At 56.6% G+C, this 25,654-nt stretch carries 18 protein-coding genes and 1 pseudogene; 3 read left to right on the plus strand and 16 right to left on the minus strand.

Features of this window, described 5'->3' with window-relative positions:
* Nucleotides 1-96 precede the first annotated feature (96 nt).
* Entirely contained in the window at nt 97-2,871 is a 2,775-nt protein-coding gene (locus tag GF1_RS01730) for a PAS domain-containing hybrid sensor histidine kinase/response regulator (RefSeq protein WP_267927904.1), read from the plus strand.
* Nucleotides 2,872-2,886: 15 nt separating this feature from the next.
* Here GF1_RS01730 and GF1_RS01735 read toward each other — a convergent pair whose 3' ends face one another.
* The 4 genes from GF1_RS01735 to GF1_RS01750 are packed head-to-tail and all read right to left on the minus strand — an operon-like array spanning nt 2,887 to nt 9,009.
* A complete protein-coding gene (locus GF1_RS01735; RefSeq protein ID WP_267927905.1) occupies nt 2,887-3,282 on the minus strand; it encodes a bacteriohemerythrin in 396 nt (131 codons plus the stop codon).
* A gap of 57 nt (nt 3,283-3,339) precedes the next feature.
* Entirely contained in the window at nt 3,340-6,609 is a 3,270-nt protein-coding gene (locus GF1_RS01740) for an efflux RND transporter permease subunit (RefSeq protein WP_267927906.1), read from the minus strand.
* Nucleotides 6,606-7,643, minus strand: coding sequence for an efflux RND transporter periplasmic adaptor subunit (locus tag GF1_RS01745; RefSeq protein WP_267927907.1), 1,038 nt, complete (start codon nt 7,641-7,643; stop codon nt 6,606-6,608). The genes GF1_RS01740 and GF1_RS01745 overlap by 4 nt, the downstream gene beginning before the upstream one ends.
* A 22-nt stretch (nt 7,644-7,665) precedes the next feature.
* Nucleotides 7,666-9,009, minus strand: a complete 1,344-nt coding sequence (locus tag GF1_RS01750; RefSeq protein ID WP_267927908.1) for a TolC family protein — start codon at nt 9,007-9,009, stop codon at nt 7,666-7,668.
* Nucleotides 9,010-9,218: 209 nt separating this feature from the next.
* On the opposite strand from GF1_RS01750, the gene GF1_RS01755 reads away from it, so the two are divergent.
* Nucleotides 9,219-9,626, plus strand: coding sequence for a hypothetical protein (locus tag GF1_RS01755; protein WP_267927909.1), 408 nt, complete (start codon nt 9,219-9,221; stop codon nt 9,624-9,626).
* Nucleotides 9,627-9,640: 14 nt separating this feature from the next.
* Here the strand turns inward: GF1_RS01755 and GF1_RS01760 are convergent, their stop codons facing one another.
* The 3 genes from GF1_RS01760 to GF1_RS01770 form a co-directional block, all read right to left on the minus strand.
* Nucleotides 9,641-10,705: an OmpA family protein gene (locus GF1_RS01760; protein WP_267927910.1), complete on the minus strand. Its 1,065-nt coding sequence runs from the start codon at nt 10,703-10,705 to the stop codon at nt 9,641-9,643.
* 76 nt (nt 10,706-10,781) lie between these two features.
* The gene (locus tag GF1_RS01765) at nt 10,782-12,914 is read right to left on the minus strand and encodes a bacteriohemerythrin (RefSeq protein ID WP_267927911.1); all 2,133 of its coding nucleotides are present in this window, start codon (nt 12,912-12,914) and stop codon (nt 10,782-10,784) included.
* A 949-nt stretch (nt 12,915-13,863) separates the two neighbouring features.
* On the minus strand, nt 13,864-14,949 hold the full coding sequence (locus GF1_RS01770; protein ID WP_267927912.1) for a PAS domain-containing protein: 1,086 nt from the start codon (nt 14,947-14,949) through the stop codon (nt 13,864-13,866).
* 108 nt (nt 14,950-15,057) lie between these two features.
* On the opposite strand from GF1_RS01770, the gene GF1_RS01775 reads away from it, so the two are divergent.
* A complete protein-coding gene (locus GF1_RS01775) occupies nt 15,058-16,419 on the plus strand; it encodes an IS4 family transposase (RefSeq protein ID WP_267927913.1) in 1,362 nt (453 codons plus the stop codon).
* 204 nt (nt 16,420-16,623) lie between these two features.
* Here GF1_RS01775 and GF1_RS01780 read toward each other — a convergent pair whose 3' ends face one another.
* The 9 genes and pseudogenes from GF1_RS01780 to GF1_RS01820 form a co-directional block, all read right to left on the minus strand.
* On the minus strand, nt 16,624-17,403 hold the full coding sequence (locus GF1_RS01780) for an MBL fold metallo-hydrolase (protein WP_267927914.1): 780 nt from the start codon (nt 17,401-17,403) through the stop codon (nt 16,624-16,626).
* 2 nt (nt 17,404-17,405) lie between these two features.
* Nucleotides 17,406-17,753 (minus strand): PAS domain-containing protein, encoded by a 348-nt coding sequence (locus GF1_RS01785; protein WP_267927915.1) that lies wholly within the window; start codon nt 17,751-17,753, stop codon nt 17,406-17,408.
* A 255-nt stretch (nt 17,754-18,008) separates the two neighbouring features.
* Entirely contained in the window at nt 18,009-18,389 is a 381-nt protein-coding gene (locus tag GF1_RS01790) for a VOC family protein (protein ID WP_267927916.1), read from the minus strand.
* Between the two features lie 358 nt (nt 18,390-18,747).
* Nucleotides 18,748-18,966 (minus strand): hypothetical protein, encoded by a 219-nt coding sequence (locus GF1_RS01795; RefSeq protein ID WP_267927917.1) that lies wholly within the window; start codon nt 18,964-18,966, stop codon nt 18,748-18,750.
* Nucleotides 18,967-19,065: 99 nt separating this feature from the next.
* Nucleotides 19,066-20,165 (minus strand): annotated as a pseudogene (gene ada, locus GF1_RS01800) (bifunctional DNA-binding transcriptional regulator/O6-methylguanine-DNA methyltransferase Ada).
* A gap of 28 nt (nt 20,166-20,193) precedes the next feature.
* The gene (locus GF1_RS01805) at nt 20,194-21,144 is read right to left on the minus strand and encodes a DMT family transporter (protein WP_267927919.1); all 951 of its coding nucleotides are present in this window, start codon (nt 21,142-21,144) and stop codon (nt 20,194-20,196) included.
* A 1,045-nt stretch (nt 21,145-22,189) separates the two neighbouring features.
* Nucleotides 22,190-22,972 carry an IS21-like element helper ATPase IstB gene (gene istB, locus GF1_RS01810; RefSeq protein WP_267927920.1) on the minus strand — a complete coding sequence of 261 codons (783 nt, stop codon included), beginning with the start codon at nt 22,970-22,972 and terminating at the stop codon, nt 22,190-22,192.
* Nucleotides 22,960-24,207: an IS21 family transposase gene (gene istA / locus GF1_RS01815; protein WP_267927921.1), complete on the minus strand. Its 1,248-nt coding sequence runs from the start codon at nt 24,205-24,207 to the stop codon at nt 22,960-22,962. The genes istB and istA overlap by 13 nt, the downstream gene beginning before the upstream one ends.
* Nucleotides 24,208-24,453: 246 nt before the next feature.
* On the minus strand, nt 24,454-25,605 hold the full coding sequence (locus GF1_RS01820; RefSeq protein WP_435051703.1) for a P-loop ATPase, Sll1717 family: 1,152 nt from the start codon (nt 25,603-25,605) through the stop codon (nt 24,454-24,456).
* Nucleotides 25,606-25,654: the final 49 nt, after the last annotated feature.

The following is a 25,654-nucleotide window of genomic DNA, read 5'->3' on the forward strand; positions in this document are numbered from 1 at the left end:
CTTCTGTCCCCGGAGAGCAGCCATCTGAAAAAATGTAACTTCCTGGACACGGCCGGTGTCCATGGTGGTTCAGATATTCAATAGATTCAGTACCTCATGATGAAAAGCGAAGACATGTCCGCCCAGCAATGCCTGGCGGCCCTGGACAAGGCCCGGGACCGCATTGCCCGGCTGGAAGAGCAGGTGCGCAGGCTGGAGCAACAGAACGGTTCGCCCGGGGAGGATAAGCGGTTCACCATGGCCATGGATCTTCTTGATGCCATGGTTTGCGTGACCGACATCACGACCCGGGAAATTTTGTTTCTCAATCGGAGCGGCCGCCAGCGGTTGTCGGGCGGAGTCGAAGGGGTGTGCTGGCGGCTCCTTTTTCCAGACCGGGACCAGCCATGTGATCATTGTCCGGGCCCGGAACTGCTTGACAAAGAGGGCGGGCCTGCACCCATTGTGTCCCGTACGCTTCATAATCCATTAACCGGTGAGCGGTTCCAGTGCCGGACCAGGGCCATTCCCTGGCCTGATGGGCGGCTGGTCAGGCTGGAGATAGTCACTCCTGTGGACGGTGACGGCCGGGTGGTGGAGGACCAGGATGCAGGGGCGGTCCAGGAAAAGAACGTTCTCCTGGAGCAGTTTGAAACCATTATCAACACCATCCCCTATATCATCTGCCTCAAGGATGGAGAAGGCCGCTGGTTGCTGGCCAACAACCACAACCTGGAGCTCTTTGGCCTGGCCGGGGTATCCTACCGGGGCAAGACCGATGCCGAGCTGGCCCGCTGCAGCAGCCTGTACCGGGACAACTTCCTTCGCTGTGTGGAAAGCGATAACCGGGTGTGGGAAGAGGGCAGAACCTGTCGGGAAAAACGGATCGTCTCCAGCCCGGATGGTGATTCCCATGTCTACGACCTGGTGAAGATCCCCTTGTTCAATGAGGATGGGTGCCGCCGGGCCCTGATCGTTACCGGCCGGGATATCACGGAACAGACCAGGGTGGAGGAGATCCTTCGTCAGGGCAAGGAGGCCTGGGAAAAGACCTTTGATGCCATCACCGACATCATCACCATCCAGGACATGAAGATGCGTATTGTCCGGGCCAACCGGGCCGCCGGAGAGCTCTGCGGGACCCACCCCAAACATCTCATCGGCACCACCTGTTATGCCTTTCTCCTCGGCCGTACATCACCCTGCCAGGGCTGTCCGGTGGAGGAGACCCGCCGGGATGGTCAGTTCCACAACAGGATCATGAATTATGACAGCTCGGACAGGTTCTTCGACGTATCCTCCTCGCCGGTCCTGAATCAACAGGGCGAGATGATCTTCATCGTTCACGTGGCCCGGGATATCACCGACCAGATGAAGGCAGAGGAGGACAGACGGCGACTGTCCGCCGCCATTGAACAGGCTGCCGAGACAGTGGTGATCACAGATGCTGACGGAACCATCCAATACGCCAATCCTGCCTTTGAACGGGTGACGGGCTACTCGTGCCAGGAGGTTATCGGGCAGAATCCACGCATCCTGCAGAGCGGCAAACACGACGCTGCCTTTTACTCTGAACTCTGGAACACCATAACCCGGGGCGAGGTCTGGCATGGCCATATCATCAACCGGGCCAAGAACGGGTCGTTGTTTGAAGAGGAGGTGACCATATCACCGGTCCGCAACAGTTCCGGACGGATCAGCAATTATGTGGCTGTCAAGCGGGATGTGACCCGCGAAGCAGAGCTTGAGAATCAGTTGCGTCAGGCCATGAAGATGGAGGCCATTGGAACCCTGGCCGGTGGTATTGCCCATGATTTCAACAACATTCTCTCTGCGATCCTCGGTTATGCCGAGGTCATGAAAATCGAAGCCGGACCGCATAATCCTCTGTGCCGCGATCTGGACAAGATCATCCAGGCCGCCAGGCGGGCCGCGGATCTCGTCCGGCAGATTCTCGCCTTCAGTCGTCAGGGACGCAACGAGATGCGGCCGGTCCGGATGCAGTATATTCTCAAGGAAGTACTCAAACTCCTGCGCCGATCCTTTCCGGCCACCATCCTCTTTGAGGAAGATATTGATCTGGACTGCGGTTCGATCCTGGCGGACCCCAGCCAGATGCATCAGGTGATGATGAATCTCTGCACCAATGCCAGGCATGCCATGGGCCAGGAGGGGGGAATCCTGCGTGTCGGCCTGCACCAGGACGATTTCACCGACGAGGCGGCGGAGCGGATTCACCGGGAATTATCGGGCGGCACCTATCTGCACCTGGAGGTGCATGACACCGGCTGCGGCATGGAACCCGAGCTCCTGGACCGGATATTCGATCCCTTTTTCACCACCAAGGAAAAGGGCCAGGGCACCGGGCTTGGTCTGTCGGTGGTGCATGGTATTGTCGCCAACCATAACGGCGTCATCACCGTGGAGAGCCAGCTGGGTCACGGGGCTGAATTTCATGTCTATCTTCCTGTGCTGAAGGAAGAAGCCACCCTCTCTGATGCAGGCGGCTTCAGAGATGTCCCCGGCGGCAGCGAGCATATTCTCTTTGTCGACGACGAAAAGGACATCGGGGAAATTACCAGGCGTATCCTGAGAAATCTCGGCTACAAGGTAACGACGTTTTCCAGCAGCAGTGAGACCCTGACGCTTTTTGAGCGCAATCCAGATGGGTTTGACCTGGTTATCACCGACATGATGATGCCGGAGATGACCGGATTGACCCTGGCCAGGAAAATACTGGCTATCCGTCCCGGGCTACCGGTCATCCTCTGTTCCGGTTTCAGTGAGGTGGTGGACCGGGAGAAGGCCCGCCGTTATGGTATCCGGGAATATCTCATGAAGCCGCTGCTGCGCGACGACCTGGCCCGGACGATCCGGAAGGTGCTGGATTGATGATAGGCGATGGACTCAGGAGGTTTTTTTCAGTTCAAGGAAGTAGGGAATATCGGTTCCCACGATGTGTTCGCAGAGCCAGTTGTACAGGTAATCGGCCACCTGGCCGATATCGAGGGTCCCTGCTTCGAAGCGGGCGGAGAATTCCCTGGTCTTGTCAATAAAGGCCTTGTGCAGCCTGCGGTGCGCTTCCAGTTCGGGATGGTGCTGGAGGTATTTTTCCTCGGTGGAGAAATGGATCTCCACATAGTCAAGAAGAGAGAGGAGCGCCTGCTTGAGTGACAGGCTGCTTTCCGGCTGGTTTCTGATGTTGTCAAGCAGGACCCAGAGCTCAAAAAGATACCTGTGCTGCTGATCGATCTCCTCAACCCCGACAACGTATTCCGGTTTCCAGATCTCGATGATGTCCATGGTTTCTCCTGGTTGAGGCACCCGGATTGTCGCGCCGGGTGCCAGCTGCCCTGATGTTCAGGTTCCGTTGTGCGAGCTGGTTTTGAACTGGTGTTTCTTGACCATGAAGTAGAGGACCGGTACCGCCATCCGGCTGATGAGCAGTGAGGCGATCTCGCCAAACATCAGTGAGATTGCCAGGCCCTGGAAAATCGGATCGGCCAGAATCACCGAGGCGCCGACCACCACGGCCAGCGCGGTGAGCAGCATGGGCCGGAAACGGATGGCACCGGCCTCGACCACGGCTTCGGCCAGCGGCAGGCCGTGGCCAAGGCGCAGTTCGATGAAGTCGACCAGGATGATGGAGTTACGCACCACGATCCCGGCTCCGGCCATGAAGCCGATCATGGAGGTGGCGGTGAAAAAGGCCCCGAATCCCCAGTGGGCGGGCAGGATGCCGATCAGGGAAAAGGGAATGGCCGCCATGACCACCAGCGGGGTGATATAGTCCTTGAACCAGCCCACCATGAGCATGTAGATCAGGATCATAACCGCGCAGAAGGCCAGCCCCAGGTCACGGAATACCTCCAGGGTGATGTGCCACTCGCCATCCCATTTCATGGCCGGTTCGGTCTCGGAAAAGGGCTGGTGCAGGTTGAATATCTCGATTTTCCTGGCGGTGGCCCCATATTCCCGGCCGTCCAGGGCCGCGAGCTTTCTGTTCATGGCAAAGATGGCATAGGCCGGGCTTTCCGCGGCCCCGGCCACGTCACCGGTCACATAGATCACCGGTTTGAGGTTTTTGCGGTAGAGTGGCTGGTCCACCGGTCGTTCCTCCACCTTGACCAGTTCGCGCAGCGGTACCAGCGGCGCATTCGGACCCTGGCCGGCCCGCAGGTGGATGTTGAGCAACCCCTCCACCCGGGTGCGCATGGCCCGGGGCAGTTCCAGGACCACGTTGATCTCTTCCTTGTCCCGGGGCTGGTGGAAGAGGTCGATGGAGATGGAGCCCATGGCCAGCTGGACGGCCTGGGTGATCTCGGCCTCCGAAATATGGTTCAGGGCTGCCTTTTCCTCGTCAACGATGATCACTGTCTTGGTCCGGTCCTTCTCCCGGTACCAGTCCACGTCCACCACCCCTTCGGTGGTTTCAAAGATTTCCTTGACCCTGGCCGCCAGTTTGAGCCTGTCACCGTCGGTGGGCCCATAGATCTCGGCCACCAGGGTCTGGAGAACCGGTGGTCCGGGCGGTACTTCGGCCACGGCCACGGCGGCTCCATGTTTCCGGGCTATGGCAGTGACCGCCGGCCGGATCCGTTTGGCGATGTCATGGCTCTGTTTGTCCCGTTCCCCCTTGGGCAGCAGGTTGACCTGGATATCGGCCACGGTCGGCCCGGAACGGAGAAAATAATGGCGCACCAGGCCGTTGAAGTTGAATGGTGAGGCCGTACCGGCGTAGATCTGGTAGTTGGTGACCTCGGGCTCCCTGCCGATCACCGACGCCATCTCCAGGGCCACCCGGGTGGTCTGTTCCAGGGTGGATCCTTCGGGCATGTCCAGGATGACCTGGAATTCGGACTTGTTGTCAAAGGGCAGCATCTTCACCTTGACCAGGCCGAAATAGACCATGGAGCAGGCACCGAGCAGCATGGCTACAATGATGATGAAGAACAGGATCCGGGCCCAGGCATGGGCCAGAAGCGGGTCCATGACCCGGTGATACATCCGGGTAAAGAAATCATCCGGGGCGTGATCCTTGTCATCTTCCGGTTCAATGGCGCATTCTGTCTCGCTGCAGTCCTTTTTCAGGATCCGCACCGCGGCCCAGGGGGTGACCGTGAAGGCGATGAGAAGCGAGAAGATCATGGCCGCTGACGAGCCGATGGGAATGGGCCGCATGTAGGGGCCCATGAGCCCGCCGACAAAGGCCATGGGCAGGATAGCGGCAATGACCGCCCAGGTGGCGAGAATGGTCGGGTTGCCCACCTCGATCACCGCCTCGATGGCAATCTGCATCAGGGGCCGGTTACGATTGGCGGGCAAACGCAGGTGACGGACAATATTTTCCACCACCACGATGGCATCATCCACCAGAATACCGATGGAGAATATCAGGGCGAACAGGGTAATCCGGTTGAGAGTGTAGCCGTACAGGTAGAAGAGCAGCAGGGTCAGGGCCAGGGTCGAGGGAATGGCCAGCATGACGATGATGGATTCCCGCCAGCCCAGGAAGAAGAGAATGAGCAGGGCCACGCCGAAGACGGCAATGCCCATGTGCAGCAGGAGCTCGTTGGATTTTTCGGCCGCGGTCTCTCCGTAGTTCCGGGTCACGGTGACCTCGATGTCCTCGGGAATGAGGGTGCCCTTGAGGCTTTCCACCTTTTCCAGGATCGTGTCCACCACTCTGACCGCGTTGGATCCCGGCCGTTTGGCCACCGAAAGGGTGACCGCTGCCTCCTCGGGTGCGCCCTGGCCACGGCCGAACAGGACATAGTTGTCCGGTTCCTCCGGACCGTCGAGAACTCTGGCCACGTCTTCCAGGTAGACCGGGTTGCCGCCGTGGACACCGACTACGATGCGGCGGATTTCCCTGGCCGAGGAGAGAAAGGTCCCGGTCTGCAGCAGCACTTCATTGTTCATGGACTGCAGGTCACCGGAGTAGGCCTGGCGGTTGGCCTGCTGCAGCTTGGGGATCAGGTCACCGGCGCAGAGGTTGCGGGAGGCCAGCAGGAGTGGGTCGAACTGAATACGGACCTGGCGACGGGTGCCGCCAATCAACCTGGTCTCGGCCACGGCAAAGATGCTCTTTATGGCATCATCCACCTGGGCCGCCAGTCGGCGCAGTGTATAGTGGTCATATTTGGTGCTGTGAAAGGTCAGGGCCAGAACCGGCACGTCGTCGATGGTGTGTGGCTTGACCAGTGGCGGCGAGACACCGTGCGGTATGCGGTCGAAATTGGTGGCCAGCTTCTGGTTGAGCCGGACAATGGATTTCTCCAGGTCTTCACCGACGTAGAAACGCGCCACGAGCAACGACTTGCCGGGCATGGAGGTGGAATATATGTACTCGACCCCGGGCAGTTCGTAGAGCAGCTTCTCCATGGGGATGGAGACCCGCTCCTCCACCTCCTTGGCCGAGGCCCCGGGCATGGCCACCATGACATCGATCATGGGGACCTTGATCTGCGGTTCTTCCTCCCGCGGCAGCATGACAATGGCCAGCAGCCCGAGCAGCAGCGAGGCGGCAATGGTGATGGGAGTCAGTTTGGAGTTGACAAAGGCGGCTGCCAGCCGGCCGGCAAACCCTGGATGCTCGACCGGGTTTGTATCGTTTCTGTCCTGGTTCATTTGCGCAGTATCAGGGGAGCGCCGTCCACGAGATGGCGGTTGTTATCGGTTACCACAAGATCACCGGGTTCCAGGCCGGCCAGAATCTCCAGCTGATTGCCTTTCTGCATACCGGTGCGCACCAACCGCAGCCGGGCGATGTTGTTTTCCACCACAAATACCTTGTCCATCTGGCCAAAGGGTACCACGGCCGACACCGGCACAAACATGGTCCGGGTGGCGCCGGCCGGCAACCGGACCCGGGCAAACTGGCCGGTGCGCAGGCCGGGGGCGGTGGGGATGTCGAATTTGACCGGAGAGGTCCGGGTGACCTTGTCGGCGGCAGGAGCGATTTCCGCCACGGTCCCGGTCAGCTCCAGTTTCGGGGCCGGGATGGAGATGGGCAGGGTGTCACCGAGTTTGATGGCCAGCACCAGGGCCTCGGGGATGGCCGCCACCACCTGGAGACGGTCACTGTTTTCCAGCTGCAGCAGCGGGGTGCCCGGGGTGGCCAGGTCACCCACACTGGCTATCTTCCTGGTGACCACGCCGGTGAATGGTGCGGTGATGGTGGTGTAGCGGAGCATGGACCGGGCTTCCCGGTAGGCGGCCCGGGCCACCGCATATATGTCCTGCATGGATTTTACCGTTTCCCGGGTTGAGGCATTTTTGGCCAGCAGTTTCTTTTCCCGTTCCAGATTGCGCCGCGCCTGTTCGAGCTGGGCCTGGGCCTGGAGAACCCGGGCCGAGATCTCCTCGGCGGCGATCTTGACCAGCAGGTCGCCTTTTTTCACCCGGGAGCCGAGAACAATGGGCATCTCGCTGATGGTGCCGCTGACCTTGGCGGCGATCCGGGCCTGCTGGACCGCCTCCACGGTACCGACCACCTCGGTCTGATCGACGAGTTTGGTGACTTCCACTTCAGAAGCCGTAACTTCCACCGGTGGTGGCGGAGCGGTCTGTTTTTTTTCTTCCACCGTCCAGGCGGACGTGGAAACGGTCAGGATCAGTAAGCAACTGATGCCAAGCGTCTTGACGAACAGGGATGGTTTCATGGGACAACCGTTGGGGATAGGATTATTCTTGGGTACCCGGAATGGCGAACTGGCTGAGGCCCACGGCTCTGCGCAGATCGGCAATGGCGATACGGCGTTCGGTCCGGGCCAGGGAACAACGGACCAGGGCGTCGGTGAGCCGGTTTTCCACACTGATGAGGTCCGAGGAGAGGATAACTCCTTCCTTGAACCGTTCCCGGGAGAGACGGGCGGTCTCCAGCGCCTGTTCGACCATTTTTTCCGTGACCTGGAGCCGTTCCCCGGCCTGCTGCAGGGCCAGCCGGGCCTGTTCGATTTCGAGATTGATGTACAGGGCGATTTTCCGGCGCTGTTCCCGGGCTTCGGCCAGTTTGGCCCGGGCCTCGGCGATCTGGCCCGCGGTCCGGCGGCCGTCGAACAGGGTGTAATTGAGTTTGACGCCGGCCATCCATGAGGTGCCGGAGCCATCCAGTTCCAGACCTTCTTCGGCCTGCCAGCTGCCAAAGGCATCGGCGGTGGGATAGCGTCCGCCCCGGGCCTGACGAACACTGGCCTGGGCAGCCCGTATCATGGCGTCCAGACGCTTGAGTTCCGGCCGGTTCACCGGATCCAGATCCTCAGGTATTTCCTGCATTTTGTCCAGGGTGGGATCAACCACCACGGTTCCCTCGGTGAGTCCAAGCAGGTTGAGAAATGCGCGTCGGGCCAGGTTGAGGCCGTGCCGTGCCTGAATCAGGTTTTCTCTGGCCCGGGAACGCTGGACTTCCAGGTTGAGCAGGTCTGCCTTGAGCAGGTCACCGGCATCGTAGCGGGCCTGGGCCACGGCCAGTGAGGCCTCGATGGCTTCGATGGCAGACTGCCGTGCCTGGACGGTTTCTTCGGCCTGGACAATGGTATAGAAACTGCGGACCACTTCGAAGGCCAGCTGGCTGAGCACTGCATGGCGCTGCTCCACGGCGGCGGATTCCTGCTCCCTGGCCGCGGCGATCAGGGCCTGGTCCCGGCCGCCGTTGTAGAGCCGGTAGCTGATGGTTGCCTGCAGCTTCAGATCATCGGACACCCCGGGATCGTTGAAATCGATGGAGTTATTGAACACCCCCTGGTTGAGAATATTGCCAAAGGAGTACATGGGGTTGTCGGTGCGGCTGTATTCCCCGTTCAGGTCCAGGCGGGGCAGAAAGGTGGAGCGGGCCTGAATCGTGGCCGCCCTGGCGGCCTCGATCCGGAGGGCGGCGATTTTTGAGTCCGGGCTGTTTTGCAGGGCAAATCTGACCGCTTCCCCGACACTCCAGATGGCGGGTGGGGAAAGGACTTCGGCCACAGAGGTTCGTGGCTGCCAGGCAAAGGCTACGAACAGTACCAGTAGAATAATTCGTCCTTGACGCATGGCCCTGGATTCTCCCTGCTTGAAAAGATTGAGAAAAATTCCTGCAGGTGAATTATAGATAATATTATCTTGAAAGTCGAATGGTTTGTCCGGCCCGGTGGTTGTGGCCAGCGTGTCTGGCAGCCGCTACAAAGCTTTTTCCCGGGCCAGGGAGAAGGCGGCCGGAGACAAGATGACTGGGCGTCAACAGATTGAAGAGGACTCTGAGTATGGATACAGCGTTGTGGGCCCGTAAGCTCGGGTTTGGTGTTCTGGTGTTGGTTCTGGTGTGCGCTGCCTTCCGGGTGCAGGCCCGTGAGGCGCAGGGCCGCTGGGAAAAAGCGCAGAAAGAGCTCACCGAGGCTGTGGAGGCCGTGGAGGAGGCCGCCAGCGAGACGGCCAGGAAGGCCTGGGAGAAGACCCGGGAAAAATCCTCCCGGACCATGGAACAGGTTGAAAAGAAATCCGAAAAGGTTCTTGCTCAGGTCAGGGGAGAGTCCGGAGAACTGCTGGAGGCTGGCCGGGAGGGCTCACGCAGCAGCTGGCAGAAACTGAAGCAGAAATCCGGCTCTCTCTGGCGCCGGTTCAGGGAAAAAATCCACCGGCTCACCGCCCCGGAACCGGAGAACAACTCCTGAACCACCGTTTCTGGTCAGGGGTTCCCGGGATCGGTTCCCGGGCCTGTGTTTCTGATGGCAATGGTGACCCTCCGGTTTTTCCTTCGTCCGGCCTCGGTATCGTTGGGCGCCACCGGGTTGGCATAGCCGTACCAGTAGAGGAGCATGCGCTGGTCATCGATATTGAATTTTTTCTTGAGATAGTCCCTGACGCTTTTGGCGCGCCGTTCGGACAGCCGCATGTTGTAGGCCTCGGAGCCGATGTTGCAGGTGAATCCCGAGAGGACCACGTAGGCTGAGGGATGCTCGCTGAGGAAGGTGCCCAGCCGGTTCAGGAGCCCCTGGTACTCTTTTTTGATCTCATACCTGTCAAAATCAAACAGGACATTGTTGAACCGGACATCACTGGTCTTCATGTAGAGTTTGCCCAGCAGGTGTTCCGGGTGGACGGCCACGGTGTCAAAGTCAATGACCTGGGAGCAGGAGTTGACCGCGGCGATATCGGCCAGCAGCTGTTTCGCCTCCCTGGTCCTGGCGCTGGAGACAATGGTAAAGCAGACGTCGAACTCCCGGGCCAGCTTCCTGGCCTGGGTCAGGGGGTCCGGTTCCAGGTCCGGGTAGGTGGAGTGCTGCCCGTCGGAAAAGATAAAGACCTCGGTGCGGCCGGGCAGACCCAGCAGATGCTCGAGCTTCATGAGGCCGACCTGGAGCATGGGGGGGCCGGTGGGAATGACCGGCAGCTTTTCCAGGGCAGCGCCATATTTCTTCTTGTCGTATTTCTGCAACCGGTAGTAGGGCTTGAAACCCATGGGCGAACCATGCAGCCACAGGCCGTTCTTCCAGTGCGGGTAGAGACCGGCCTGCCAGTTCAGTTCGGGCAGGCTCTGGTTGGAGCGGCGGATAATCTCCTTTTCCATTTCCAGCCGGGTCATGCCGGTATTCCGGTAGGGTTCGGACATGGCCGTGGACGGGTCGTAAAGGATAAAGAAATTATCCGCCATGGTTATGTAGGTGGCATCCAGGAGCGGTTCAGAGGCGGAAGCCGGCAGGGGAAAGAGAAAAAGAGTGAGCAGGACCAGAAGTGTTGCAAAGTGTTTCATTCGTATCTCCAGCCCCCGTGCCGGGACGGGGGCCCCAACCGGTACTTCAGGGTGTGACGCTGTTGCAGACCGCCGGTCAGTGTTTGGGGTTTTTGACATAGGGGACATACTTCGTGTCCACGGCCTTGATATGCACCACCAGCCAGTCGCTGAGAAATTCCATCAGTTCGTCGGCGACCATTTCGCCACTGTGTAGTTTCTGCTGGTATTCTTCAACCCGTTTAATCAATCGAGCATGGAGGGCCTGGTGGTCTTTCAGGCTCGGAAAACCGGCGCGGCGGAGCATCTCCTCTTCAAAAGAGAAATGTTCTCGGGTGTACTGGATCAGTTGGTCCACCACGGTGAGCATGGCCTGAGGACCTTCTCCACGCTTCATGATACGATATAAGTCGTTGATGATGTCAAGGAGTTTATGGTGCTGGTTGTCGATTTCCTCGACATCGATCATGATCCGCTTGTCCCACTGGACCAGCTCCTCGGTTACCGGCGGGTTGAGGGCCGCTACCTCCGGACCGCTGGCCAGCCGGAAGCGGCCAACTCCTTTTTTCATCCGGACGGCTACCTGAGACAGGGTGCCGGCATAGTCCCTGACCTCTGTCCCGGAACCGGATATCTCCGTCGCCACTGTGCTCACCTCGGTGATGTCCTGGGCAACGTCACCGGTGACCGTTGAGATCTGGGCCACGTTTTCATTCACCTCGGCTATCCCCTGGGCCGCGTGAATGATACTGCCGGTGATCTCTCTTGTGGTCTCGGTCTGTTCTTCCACCGCTGTGGTAATGCTTGAGACGACCTCGTCCACCTGGTTGATGACCCCGCTGATCTGGCGGATCTCGGTCACCGTGTCGTCGACGGAACTGCGGATGGATTCAATCTTTGCCTTGATTTCACCGGTGGCTTCGGCGGTCTGTTTGGCCAGTTCCTTGATCTCGTTGGCGACCACGGCAAATCCCTTGCCGGCCTCGCCGGCCCGGGCCGCCTCGATGGTGGCGTTGAGGGCCAGGAGGTTGGTCTGTTCCGAGATCTCCGTGATCACTTCGGTTACCTTGGTGATCTCCGCCGCTGCCCTGCCGAGGATATTTACCCGGTCCGAGGAGGCGTCGGCCAGGTTCACAGCCTGCTGGGAAATGGAGCGGGCCTCTTCGGTTCGGGCGTAGATCTCTTCCACCGAGCGCTGCATCTCCTCCGATGCATTGGCCACGATACTGACATTGGTGGACGCTTCTTCGCTGGCCGCGGCCACTGAATTCATGTTGCTCGACATCTCTTCAGTAGCCATAGCCACGTTCTCCGCCCGGGTGCTGGTCACCTTGACCCCGTTGGCGAGAATCTTTGAGATATAGTTCAGCTGTTTGGACGAAATACCAAGGATGGTTACCTCGGAGCTGACCCCGTGGAGGATGGCGCTGATACCCAGGCTCATCCTGTTGAGCGAGGCGGCCAGGTCACCGATCTCATCCTTCCGCGCCAGGGAAAGCTGGCCGGAGAAATTGCCATCCGCCATCTGGCGGGCAAAGTCGGAGACCTGGCGTATGGGAACCCTGATGTTTCGGGAGAGCAGGAAGCTGAGGCCAAGGGCAAGGAACAGGGCCGAGGCGGCCATGGTAATGATCAGGTTTCTCGACCTGGTTATCGCTGCCTGCTGGGAAAGGGATTCTTCTTTGGCAATCCTGTCCAGGAAGCTTCTGGCGTCCTGCAGGCCCTTTCGTATATCCATCAGGGCTGGGGCGGTTTCCTCCCGGTAGATCCTCTTGAGTCTGGTGCTCAGTTCTGCCGGGTCCTGGTCGGAACTGGCAGCAGGCTGGCTGATTTTCCGGGTGGCGTCATGCAGTCTGTTGTGGGCCTGCTCGATTCTGCCAAACAGGGGGATAAGCTGCGGAAAACGTTCCCCGGCAGTCGCCCGCTCTCCGCCTTTCAGCCATTTTTCCAGTTTACAGATACTCTTGTCCAGGAAGTTGTTTTGCTGGAGATGGTTCTGGGGATCGGCGAGCATGCTTTGCAGCCGTTCCGCCTCGAGCATATGGTTCACTTTGAGGTCGGCCATGGTCAGGCCCAGGGCATTGATCTCTTCCAGGCGGTCTGCCTGTCGATCGATATGGTTGAACCTGGTGATGGCGATGGCGGTGATCACAAGGCTCAAGGCCACCATTGTCATGGCCAGGAAAAAGATTTTTTGTGAGATCGTACACCGTGTTGCCGCAATCTTCATACTGTCTCCCCTGTACTCTGGTACTCTGATATGTTTTTCCGCCCGTCTGTAACGGACTGCATTATCTGGTCAAGCCAGGGTTCATCACTGAACCGCAGGTATAAAATTGTTTGTATGTGTTGATGATATGCACTGTCCGACAGAGGGAACAAAGGATCCTTCCTCTCTTACCATCTCCCGGTGCCTTGCATAAGGGCCTGAGGGCAAGATGGACCGTCCCGCTTCCATCAGGTGTTGTTCATCTATGGATGTTCAGGTGGCTATATTGCGGGGATATGTTGCGGAGCAATACATCCCAGCTTGTATTACAGGATTTTTCCGAAGGATGATTCGCTTGGTCAGCAAAAAAAGGCACAACTGATGAGGGTGTCAGTTTCCATGCAATATCTTTTGTGATTACCACTGAAACTCAGCTGTCACCGATATGAGGGATATCATCGCCTCTTCTCTCTACCTGTGGAGAAAACGTAGCTGTTCAAAGGGACACTTCTGCAAGCAACAAATAAAAAAACTCGTGATCACCGCTCCGCGGTGTCACGCAGGTGACCGTGTAGCCGACTAAGTGGCGGCAGGCCATGCCCCGCTCTGCGGGGTGATGCCGGAAATCGGTGTCGGAGCTCCTGATCTCTGGACTGATCGCTCAGCGCGTCCTTCGGTCCATGGGCCGTTCCTGCCAGGTACATCAGGGTACCGCAGGAGCGGTACCAGGGTTGATGGATCGTTCACCGCGGAGCGGAGGAACGAGAATGTCTGGGCGTTTTTTTGTTGCTGTGCAGCTCCATGGCGCTCAGGCGAAGGTATCCCTTATTCAGGCTGAATTTCAGTGGTAATCAAAATATCTTTTGATGACAACGGGAATGAAAATCGTTCGCTCGTCAGTCTATTATCGGTGATGGGGTGAAAAATACAATGATGAAAAAATAAGTATAAAATAGGTGGTTTTTAATACCTACTGGAGGGAGATGCTGTTGAGAAAGCTGTGCAGGTTGGTGGATTTCTTGTTGAGTCCAAGTCGTTTTCTGATATTTCGCCGGTGGGTGTTGACCGTGGCCGGCGAGAGGCCAAGGCGGGCGGCTATTTCCTTGGTCTGCATACCTTCCCGTACCAGTTCCGCGATTTTCAGCTCCATGGGGGTGAGGCGAAGCAGACCTGTGGAGAGTTCTGCGCCATGGGAGGAAAGAATCTGTTTCACGTTGGACATGGCGGTCTCCACAAAAAGACGGGCCATGGGCTCCAGGTTGGTCTGCTGCAGTTTTATCAGGTAGGGAAGTACGCCATGCTGCAGCCCTTCGATCAACTGCTGTTCGAGGATCTCCCTGTCCTCTTCCTGCGCCTGGAGGATTTCCCTGAGCAGTGCCTCGTTTTCCTGGAGCTGTTTCTCCTGTTGTTCATACCTCTGGTCCATTTCCTTGCGATCGGTGATGTCCCTGGCAATACCGGCAACACCGATGATCCGACCCTGGTCATCATGGACCGGGATCTTGCGTATTTCAAAGAGATGGTGGGTGTTGTTGATGTCGGTGACCGGCTGTTCCAGCCGGGCGGCTATTCCCTGTTCCAGGGCCTTTCGGTCAGTGGAGTCCACCTGGGTAAAGGAGGATTCGGGATGGAGGGCCTCGGCCTTTCTGCCGATGATCTGCTCCGGTTTCAGGCCAAAGAGGGAAGAAAAGGAGGAGTTGGCCATCAGGTAGCGATAATCCCGGTCTCTGATCCAGACGGGATCCTCGAGATTGTCGAGGATGGCTTGTAGAAAGCGTTCCTGCTGCCGGAGTTTGAGATCGGTTTTCCTGGCCTCTGTAATGTCGGCCACGTGGACCAGGAGGTATCGGGGCGGACCCTGCTGACCGGGTATGGGGTGCATGCTGACCCGTATGCTGGTCAGGTCGTTGCGCTGGCTCACTTCCGTATGTACCGGTTTACAGGTGGCAAAGGCCTCCCGGGCACTGCAGCGGCTGCAGGGGGTGTCGCGGCCATGGAACAGCTTGTGGCAGGCAACCCCGAAGTACTTGAGTCTGAACTTTCTGACTTGTGACAAAAACAGAATAATATACTGAAATCATTAAAATAAACGTGAAAAGCCCTTTGCTTTTTGATATATTGGAGTTTCCAAAATCCTCAATAAAATCAAAAAGAAAGGGCCGAAATGAAGAGTATACCAAATTCGCAGAAACAGCAAGAAGCAATACGTCTGCACCACAGAATCGATTCGTTCTTTGATAACTTTGCCATCGGCACTCTGCTCAATAGGGCAGGCATCCGCAAGATACGCGGTGCTTCGCCGCTGGTGCTGCTCAAGGCCATTTTCGTGTTGCCGTTTGAAAACAACAACTTTTTCCGCAGTATCGTTGCCGGCAACAACCACGGTTTCAAGAAGGACGCGGCATACCAGCTGCTGAAAAATCCGCGCTACAACTGGCGGAAACTGCTTCTGCTCCTGGCGGCCAAGCTGGTGAACTTCTGCGATCTGCTTACCGATTGTGACAGGAAGAAGGTGCTCATAATTGACGACAGCACCTATGACAGGTCGCATTCGAAATTTGTTGAACTCCTGGCCAGAGTCCATGATCACACCGAAAATCGATTTCTGAACGGCTTCAAGATGCTCAGCCTGGGGTGGAGCGACGGCGCCACGTTTTTGCCCTTGGATTTTTCTATGCTGTCGTCGGCAAACAGCCAAAACAGGTTGCAGGGGATCACCAAAAAGCTGGACAAGAGAAGCATCGGCTACAAGCGGCGTCAGGAGGCCATGACCAAGGCGACGGAACTTCTGGTGCCCATGATAAAAAGGGTGCTGGCGGCCGGAATTGATGCGTCCCATATCCTCATGGACAGTTGGTTTGCTTTTCCGTCGGTCATTCAGGCGTTGAGTCGGCATCGACCGGTGATCTGCATGCTCAAAGATATGCCGACGATCCTTTACCGGCATTGCCACACGGAAATTCGTCTCGGGGAACTTTACAAGCGGATCAAGAAACGCCGGGGCAAAGCAAAAATTCTGGCAAGCGTAATCGTCGAGACCAGGGATGGGCTGCCGGTGAAAATTGTGTTTGTGCGGCACCGGCAGAAACGGGGCTGGTTGGCCATCCTGTCCACCGATCTGGAGTTGTCCGCTGAAGAGATTGTGCGGATTTACGGGAAGCGGTGGGATATAGAGGTCTTCTTCAAGATGGCGAAACACTATCTCAACCTGGAGCGGGAGATGCAACTGCGTGATTATGATGGGCTTATCGGCCACACGACCATTGTCATGCTTCGCTATCTGTTTCTGGCTTTTGAGCAACGGTTGCACGACGACCCCAGAACCCTTGGCAGTTTGTTTTACGCCTGCTCCGATGAACTGCAGGACCTCTCTGTCTTGGAGGCGCTCCAGCGAATATTGAGCCTGGCGCTTGATAAAATACGGAAAATCGGCGTGTTACCAGAAAATATTATATCAAACATCCTTGATGCAGTAATGTCAGTGGCTATTGATATGCTGAAACCACCGGCGCCTTCAACATCTTAAAACAACAAAGAAACAACTAGTTGCTGCAACTCAGAAAGTTCAGCTTGAGTTCTTCCGGCAGGTGTCCTGTCCGGTTCCAGTTGGAAAAGCAGATCCGGTACTCCTGGTCCAGAATGAAGAAATGATCAGGTATTGCCGGAAAAAGGGCGTAGAGAAGGTCCGCAGGAAAGGGTGTATCGAGCAAGGGTTGGCGATGGGGTGACTTCATCTTGCAGGTACGAGATCGGGGGTGTCGCCCAGCAGAATCCGGTCGTCTTCTGTGGGCAGCCAGATACGGGGATATTCGCTCAGCAGAGTGGTTATAACCTCGGCCCCGCCTGTGCGGACATTGCGCTCCAGGTGGACCAGGGCCATATGACCGATATCGGCCCGCCGGGCCAGATCCAGGCAGGAGAGAACAGAGCCGTGGTTGGCAATGCTGTCTTTTAAACTGAATGCTTCGTGGATGACCAGGTCCGCACCCTGCATCAGTTGTTCTGTTTCAGGGGTGGGCCGACCATCACCGCTGTAGAAGAGGCGGTGACGGTCATCCTGGAGCAGCAGGCCAAGATTGGTGCAGGAATGGATCGAGCGGGCAGCCTGCCAGGTGAGGCCCCCAAATTCCAGGCGCGCCCCCGGATCCAGTTCCTTGAAAATAAGCGGAAACTGGAGTTTGGCCTCAAATCCGGGATAGGCCAGCTCCAGGGCGGCGAGCACCTTGTCCCGGCCTCCCTGCAGGCTGATGATGGTCAGGGGTTCAGTCCTCCCAGTTTCCCAGAGTCGCAGCAGCAGCAGGGGGATGCCGAAAAAGTGGTCGCCGTGGAAGTGGGAAATCCACACCGCGTGCGGTTCTTCGGCGCTCCTGCAGTGCGCAAACAGCCGGTGGGCCGCGGTGAAACCGCAATCAAGCAGGATGCGGCAGCCGTCCCCGGTGGTCAGGAGGACCGAGGTGTTGGCATGGTGTTCGTCGCAGGCCTCGCCGACGCCGAGAAACAGGACTTCCATGTTCACTCCTCACTTGCCCCGGCCGGCTGCAGGTCTTCTGGCAGGTCGATGATGGTTTCAACCAGGCCGCCGAATACGCCGTCCCGGTACCACGGCGCCTGGTGGACCAGGCGCCTCCGGTTTTTCCTGTTGACTATATAGGTGTTGCTTCGCTCTTCACGGATCAGGGTGCGGATGATCTCGCCCGAGCCAATGGAATGGCAGTCGTAGAGGCTCGAGCCAATGAGCTCGGCGCCGCCCCTTTTTCGGAAGTTGAGGCGCGAGGCCTGGTTCATGGCGATAATGATTCCTTCCCGGTCGCAGACCGTCACCGCGTTGGGATAGCATTCGATCCAGTCGAAATCAGACATGATATATGCGATGTGTTTCAGGGTTGTTGTATTTTGGTTCTGATGGATAACGATCAGAAACAGTCGCGCTGATTACTGCGGCGGTTGGATTTTTTTGTGTACACCCGGCACGGGCGTGAACCCATGGGGTTCAAGTCCCCCTGTACATGTTCCTTGCTACATGATATAGCGTAGCATGAACTGCTGACCGTCCGCAAGGGCATCACCACAGGGTGAGGCTGGGGGAGAAAAATCTCCGGCTACCCGATTATGTGGCTATACCTCATTTGCGACCTCGATGAGATTACCGCTGGGGTCTCTGAAATAGAAAGACAGGAGCTTGCGGTTTGCCCCGGTTCTCTCAACCGGTCCCTCTATGATTTCTACTCCACACTGTTTGACCTGCCGGAGGGCCTCATTCAACACCAACGGCGTTAAAAAGCACAGATCCGCTGATCCCGGAGCCGGACATTTCGCCTTTGGCTCAAGCTCATGACCAACCTCATGCAGGTTAATTTTCTGATTACCGAACTTCAGTGCTACGCGTCCGGCACCAAAAACAACCCTGTCCATGCCGAGTACCTTCTCGTAAAACGCTACTGTTTCATCAATGTCTGAAACAGTCAGCACAAAATGATCAATGCCGGAAATTTCCATGCGCCATCATTCCGTTGAAAATATCTACTCTGCCCAGGGAGATCATCCGGCAGCCGATTCTATCCCCACCACCGGTCTTTCTGGCCATACAGGTTTAGCAGGCCGTTGAAAAACTACTGCGCCAGGTGATACTGCGTCAAAATTCGGCTCAGGTAAGCGACCGAAGGGAGACTCCGGGTAAGCGAGCTCGAAGTCTGCGCTTATCTGCGAGACTCCGGAATGCTCATGTACTCCATGTACACTGCGCTTTTTCGCCTCATTTTTCCTTGTCTCATCTTCGCTCGCTACGTTTTTCAACGGCCTGTCAGGCTGTGAACATAAGGCGTATTGCCTCAATGGGCTCCTGAACTCGAGAACCCTATTTCATTTTCGGCAGCAATGTGATCGGCATGCTCACCAGTATGTATTGCTGCTGCCCGTCTCTGGTGGCGAGTTCCGGAGGTGATATGACGGGGTATTCGTAGAGGTGGCAGGTCGTGCTCACCGTGATGCCTGCCGAAGCCGTAAAGACAATGTCGTCGATGGCTGACCGAGTGTCAATATTTTCAGCCTCGATCACCGCGTTCATGCCCATCATGGTTATTTTTTTGCGTATAACGTGACGTCAGCGGCTGGCGAGCCGAGTGAGCGCAGCGGCGCGTCGAATAACAGGGACAACTGCACGCGAGGTTAGGCTTCATGATCTCTCTCGCTCTCTACCCGGGATAGCTTCAGCCGTTTCGCTTTCGCGGAGGAGCAGCGCTTGCTTTCGCTCCACGCCCCAGCGGTAGCCCCCGATGGCCCATCGCTGCGCACCACGCGGTGACATGGGACAGCCACGGCCAGTTTGTTAGCTGCACAGGCCTGCGCCACTGCCCGCGCCGCTTTGGGTCGACCAATGCGGCGGGCAATCTCAGCATAGGTGACGGTCGTTCCAGGCGGGACATCGCGCAAAGCCTGCCAGACCCGCTCCTGAAACGCGGTGCCCTGGATGTCCAGCGGCAGGTCCAAGGGCTGTCTCGGCGATTCGGTGAGGTGCACCACCTTTTGCAGCAGGTCGGAGAAATCGGGACCGGCCTCCTCGATGTCGGCATTCGGGAAATGTTCCCAAGCCTTGTCGGACAGGGACTTTGGGTCGTTCCCAAACTCGATCAGGCACACGCCCCGCTCGGTGGCTGCAACGGCCACCCATCCCAGGGAACAGGGTGCCATCCCGTAGCGAATGGTCATCCCGGCCCCTCCGCGCCTGAATGTGGAGGGCGGCATGCCCAGGCGCTCGCCGGCCGTTTGGTAGGCGCGACTGCTGGAACTAAATCCCGCCTCGTAGATGGCCTCGGTGACCGAACGGCCGCTCTTGAGTTCTTCACGGAATCGTTGGGTCTGCCGGGCAGCGGCGTACTGTTTGGGCGTAACGCCGACGATTTGCTTGAAGATGCGGTGGAAATGCCCCTGGCTCATACCGGCTTCTGCGGCCAGTTCTTCCAGGCCGGGGGGCGTTTCCGCCTCGTCGATGCGGCGGCAGGCCCGGACGACCATCTCCACCAACGGCCCATCCGGCGACTCCAGATCCGGCCGGCATTTCTTGCAGGGACGGTATCCCGCCAGCCGGGCTTCTCCGTAGGTGTCAAAAAATACCACATTCTCGCGTTTGGGAAGGCGCGAGGGGCAGCCAACCCGACAAACGATCCCCGTCGTCTTGACGCCGTAATAGAAGGCTACCCTGGCGGCAGCATCGCGTGTCACCAGTGTCTGCCAGCGGCTTTTCTCATCAACACACAACTTCGTATCGGATTTCATTCAAGCCTCCGATGACCGTTGTTTTACTTTAGCAGTGGTCTGAGGAACTGCCTCGAGAGGATCTGGATCGGCCAAGCCACTGGAGCGGTCGCCCATCGATGGCAGCCAGACCGAGGCCGATCAGTCCCATGCCGACGAAGTGTTTTAGCGCCAGGTGTTCACGAAGAAACGTGGTGCCAAGCAGGATAGCGCTGACCGGAATGAGAAAGGTCACGAGCAGCACATTGGTGGCCCCCGCCATGGCCAGAATGCGGAAATAGAGGATGTACGCGACGGCTGTGGAGAAAACAGCCAGGCCTATCAGGGCGCCCCAAACTTCCAGGGACGGCATCGGCAGCGTCCAGGGCCGATCTACTGCCAGGGCCAGGGGGATCAGCAAGAGACTCGAGGCCGTGACCTGGCCGGTGGCCGTCACCAAAGGCGCAACGCCCATGCTGCGGAAACGCCTCCCGTACACGCCGGCAAAGGCATACGAAAGGGCGGCGGCAAGCACTGCGATCTGGGCCATGACATTGGCGCCGAGCCCGCGCAGCGCGTCCGGCCCGATCATCAACACCACCCCGGCGAAACCGATGAGCACGCCGATCAGGCGCCATGGGGTCATCTTCTCGTCATCGGTCAGAAAATGCGCCACAATTACGGTGAACAGCGGCGTGGTCGCGTTGAGAATGGAGGCCAGGCTGCTGGCGATGCATGTCTGCCCCCAAACAATGAGACTGAAGGGAATTACGTTATTGAGGATGCCCATGCCCACGAAAACGGCCCATGGCTTGCGATCCGACGGCATTTTCAGCCCCATGGCTCGCACAATAGCATGGAGCACCAGGGCCGCGAACAGGACCCGCAGGGTCACGATGGTGAAGGGCGGCAGAGCGCGCACGGCCACACCGATAAAGAAAAAGGAGCCGCCCCACAGAAAGGACAAGGTAATGAGCAACAACCATTCGATCACTCCCATCGTTCTGTTAACAGTACTCATACCGTCCTCCTCTATGTCTTTATCTTTGATTGACTTTGATTATAGAGGAGGGCAGATGGGAAAACACTCCGATTCTTGCGCTGTAATCCGGAGAAACGAATTGCGGGCTCCGATACACTGGGATGAAGATTCCCTGATTCCAATAAAAACGTGTTCCGAAGCACCGGGTAGGTCAGGATCCTTGCGGCTCCTTTCCCCTCTCAGAACCGCACGTGACAGTTTCCCGTCATACGGCTCAAGCACCTGCTAAGGTTCCCCTTGTTGAGGGGTCCCGCAATTAATAATTGCTTCACGATAATTGCAGACTGTCAGCAAAGCCGATGCTGAAGGGCGCACCAGCCTGACGGCCGTCGACTGCTTTCCCTTACTGATGCTTGATCCTTCTGTTTTCTCGTGAAGAGGCACCTGCCAGAAGTCAGCCTCCTTACGGAGCCGAGAATGTTTCACCCGGTATCCCTGCCATTACCGCAAGGCATTCGCTTCTTAAGGCATCTCGACCCAGACCTCCAACAGCTTGCCTTGCGGTTAGCCTGCCCAAAGGGCGAAGGACCTGGTGGGGTACCACGTTCCACGCTCTTACCTTTGCGGACAACTTAGGCGGATCTTGAACGCCGGTGGAAATTGGGTCCTGTGCAGGCACGTTAGCGACCTGCAACCTCTCCAACACCCGTAAACACAAGGAAACGGGTCTTCGACCAATAATCCCCGTAGGTCTGTCCTCATTGACGACACGTGAAGATCTTTGCCTACTCTCGCCATATTGCCCCATCCTAGCCCTTAACCGGGTGGGATGCCCGGAAAAGGGGTTCCGCCTAGCGGCTTCCTCCCATTTCGGTACGTTGTCAGGAGGGCTTCGCACCCCGTCATCGACGCAACGGTAGCACGCCTCCCTAGGATACCGGCGGGGACACGCCAGGTGATCTTTACAGGATAACCAGCGGTAATAACATATAAAAACGCGACTTCGTGTCGCGATTGTTAATGGCAATCTAAAAATATACCATTTCTGGCAATTGAAAAGTGTACCACCAGTTTCGCTTTTACGTCATAGCCTGTGAATCATTGACCTGGTTTTTCTGTTCCTGTTCCTTGAAAATCTGTTTTGAAAACGAGTGCCCCTGAGCCGGTAGCTGTGGCCCTTGATGTTGATCACTCGGCAGTGGTGGAGCAGCCTGTCCAGGATTGCGGTGGCGATAACCGGATCACCGAAGAGCTCCTGCCAGTCACCGAAACTCTTGTTGGAGGTGATGATAGTGGAGTTTCGTTCATACCTGTGGGAGACGAACTGGAAGAAGAGATATGCCTCCTGTGTGGAGACCGGTAGGTAGCCGACTTCATCCACGATCACCAGGCTCGAGCTGAGGTAGGCCTTCTGCCGGGTCGCCCCCTCCTTGAGTTTTTTGATCAAGGTGTCCATAGTGGTGAAGTAGACCTTGAACCCGTGGTGACAGGCCTTGATGGCCAGGGAGATTGCCAGATGAGTCTTGCCGACACCGGGTGGCCCGAGAAAGATAACATTCTCCTTGTTGGTGATGAACGAGAGATCGAAGAGCTCCATGACCGACCCCTTATCGAGCTGAGGATGAAAGGAGAAGTCATACTCTTCGATGGTCTTGGCCGATGGCAGTCCCGCGGTTTTCATGGCGGTCTGGATGCGGCGTTTCTCCTTGGCAGCAACCTCTTCCTCGAGCAGATGGTCAAGGAAAGCGACATAGGAGCTTTTTTCCTCTTTTGCCTGCTGCACCACGGTATCAAGCACCTCGGCTGCCCGGCTGAGCTTCAGACGGGCGAGATTGTCCTGGAGTCGTTCGGAGGTCAACTGTTCCATGATCCACCTCCCTGAGCATAGCGTTCATACTCGGCAAGGGGCCGGTATTCCACCTGGGGAAAGAGACTGGAGGTGGTGAGCCCGCGGGTCGCCTTGCCCTTGCGTCTGCCGTACTTGCGCTTGACCAGCTGCCTGTCGCGCTTGAGCTGTTCATAGAACAGTCGGTTGCCGATCAGTTCGTTTTTGCCCCGGGCCTCCTCATAGGAGGCCAGTAGGACATTGTCATCATAGATCAGGATCCTGCGGTGTTTGATCTTGAGCATGACCTTTTTGCCGACCATTTTGTAGGGAACCAGATACCGGTTGCCATTGTAGGAGATCTGGCAGTCCTTGTAGACCTTGCGATAGATCTTGATCGAGGTGTCGTAGTCCGATGGCGGCAAGGAGGTGAGCGCTGCAAGCTCCTGCTGCCAGCGTTCATATATCCGCTGACCGTGGGTACCGTGCCGGCGGCTGTTGGCTGTCTTGTCCAGCCATAGAGCGGCATCGCGGTTGAGCTTTTCCAGGGAGGTGTAGACATATCCCCGCCAGAATCGCTGGCGGACATAATCCATGGGTCGTTCCGCCTTGCCCTTGACCCAGGGGCTGTAGGGGGGACAGGCCCTGGGGGTAAAGTTGTAGTGACGGGCAAAATGGAGAAACTCGGTGTTGAATACGGCTTTGCCCTGTTTCCGGCCGGTGACCACTTGTTTCATGTTGTCGTAAAGGATCTCGGCAGGCACACCCTGCAGGTAATGAAAGGCACGGATGTGGCAGTCCAGGAAGGTCTCCAGGGTGCACTGGTTGACGAACTCGATGTACATGGCCCGGCTGTAGCCGAGAATCATCAGGAACATGTATTTGGTCGAGAAGGAACCGTCCGGGTTTTCGACCTGGAGGTCACCCCAGTCCACCTGGGCCTGACGGCCGGGCTCTGTCTCGAAGCGGGCATAGGCAAGGCGGCTGTGCCGCTCTTTGACCTTGCGGACATAATCGCGGAGTGTTTCGTATGAGCCTGTATAGCCCATGTTCCGTATGCGGTCGAGAATCCAGGTGGCCCGATAGTCGTCTTCAGCCAGATAATCGTCGATTACCTGGCGGTAAGGATCCAGAATGGATTTCTGCCGCTTCTTCTTGCGGTATTGGGGCAATGTATTGCCCTCGATGTGTTTTTTGACCGTGTTTCGGTGAATGCCGAGTTTTTTGGCAATGGCTCGCATACTGAGTCCCTGCCGATGCAATGAAATGATGTCCATGAAAACCTCCGTTGAAATCATGACGCTCACCTCCTCGAAAGAGAAGGTAAACATCGATGGAGGTGGTACACTTTTCATTGCCATTTTTGGTACAGTTTTATTTTGCCATTGACACGCGATCAACTATTAAGCTGTGTGGCGCAAACGGAGCGCAGCGGAGTTTGCGTCCGAACGAGCGTCTTGTTGGGCATCGTGCAAACGGACCACGCATATTCTCTTGTTACACCCTTTTAAGCCCCATCACCTCTATGAGCCCTGGATGTACACGGTAACGCGTCGCAGTACTATCAAAGCGAATTCTTGGTTCTCGGTAACGGAAAACATACTCTGACCCCCAAACCCTCGACCTCCAGCTCGGTAGAAACCAATAAATGAAAACTGATGCAGCTTCTCTAGTGCCTCATTAGACGAAATTTGTGCCTCTGGATAATGCTTACTGAACGCAGACTCATATTCATCCTTATCAAAATGCCACTTGCCGATAGCCCTTAACACATCCAAGTGTCTTTCATAGTCGGGAAGATGGGTATGAACCTCATCATCAATCTCCCTAACAAGATACTCGCTATACTCCACTCTCGCATTATGAACATCAACATTATCTATTTTATATAGATGTCCTTGCTCGACTTCACCAGAATCTATTCGTTGCTTATATTCTTTTAATGCCAAGTTTGCAAATTTAATTATATCGCGAGGACGAAGGTAGGTCCTATCCCTGATGTGATCGTATTTTGATTGATGACCCGGCATCTCTCGTTCTTCGTTAAATACATCACCCCAGTTGATGTTTTGTTTTTCTTCACCACCAAGAAGAACAGTAAATCTCCGATTCATCAAAGCTTTTAGTGTTTTTTTTGTTCTTGGAGTATCCCATTCAATTAAAGATACGTAGTTCTCCGTCATTTTGTTTTTATCTTCAAAATGAAGAGAGTCATATATATCATCACGAAGAAAAACGACAACAAACAAGTTGATTCCCGCCTCTCGAGCTGCCAGGTTTATATCTCGACTAGCAAGAAGAAGTCCAATTAACCTACTCGAATATTCCGGAGAGGATTTATTAAACCCGAGATCGAGTTGGTCAAATGCAATATAATATTTATGATTTGGATTCAGGCACCTCAGAATCGTTCTCAAGAAAGCAGCATTAACCTCTGGAATTATTGTTGGGAGCTCTTCAACAGGAACTGATTCAGGAGAAATTCCTGCCTTAAGTATCTTCCAATCTAGCTCGAAGTGTGGCTTTAACCTCAACTCCTTTGTTGGGCTGAAGGTTTGTGTCAGATCTGGGTCTCGACTTCCATAAGTATCTACAACGAAGGCTTCTAACCTAAGCATATCCTCCATTGTTTCCTCGCTAATTGGAAGGGAATTATCTTGATTTAGAGCCAGCAATTCCCGTTATGCCCGGAACGCATAAATAATGCGGCTTCCGGGAGAGCGG

The organism is Desulfolithobacter dissulfuricans, assembly GCF_025998535.1.
Classification (GTDB): Bacteria; Desulfobacterota; Desulfobulbia; order Desulfobulbales; family Desulfobulbaceae; genus Desulfolithobacter; species Desulfolithobacter dissulfuricans.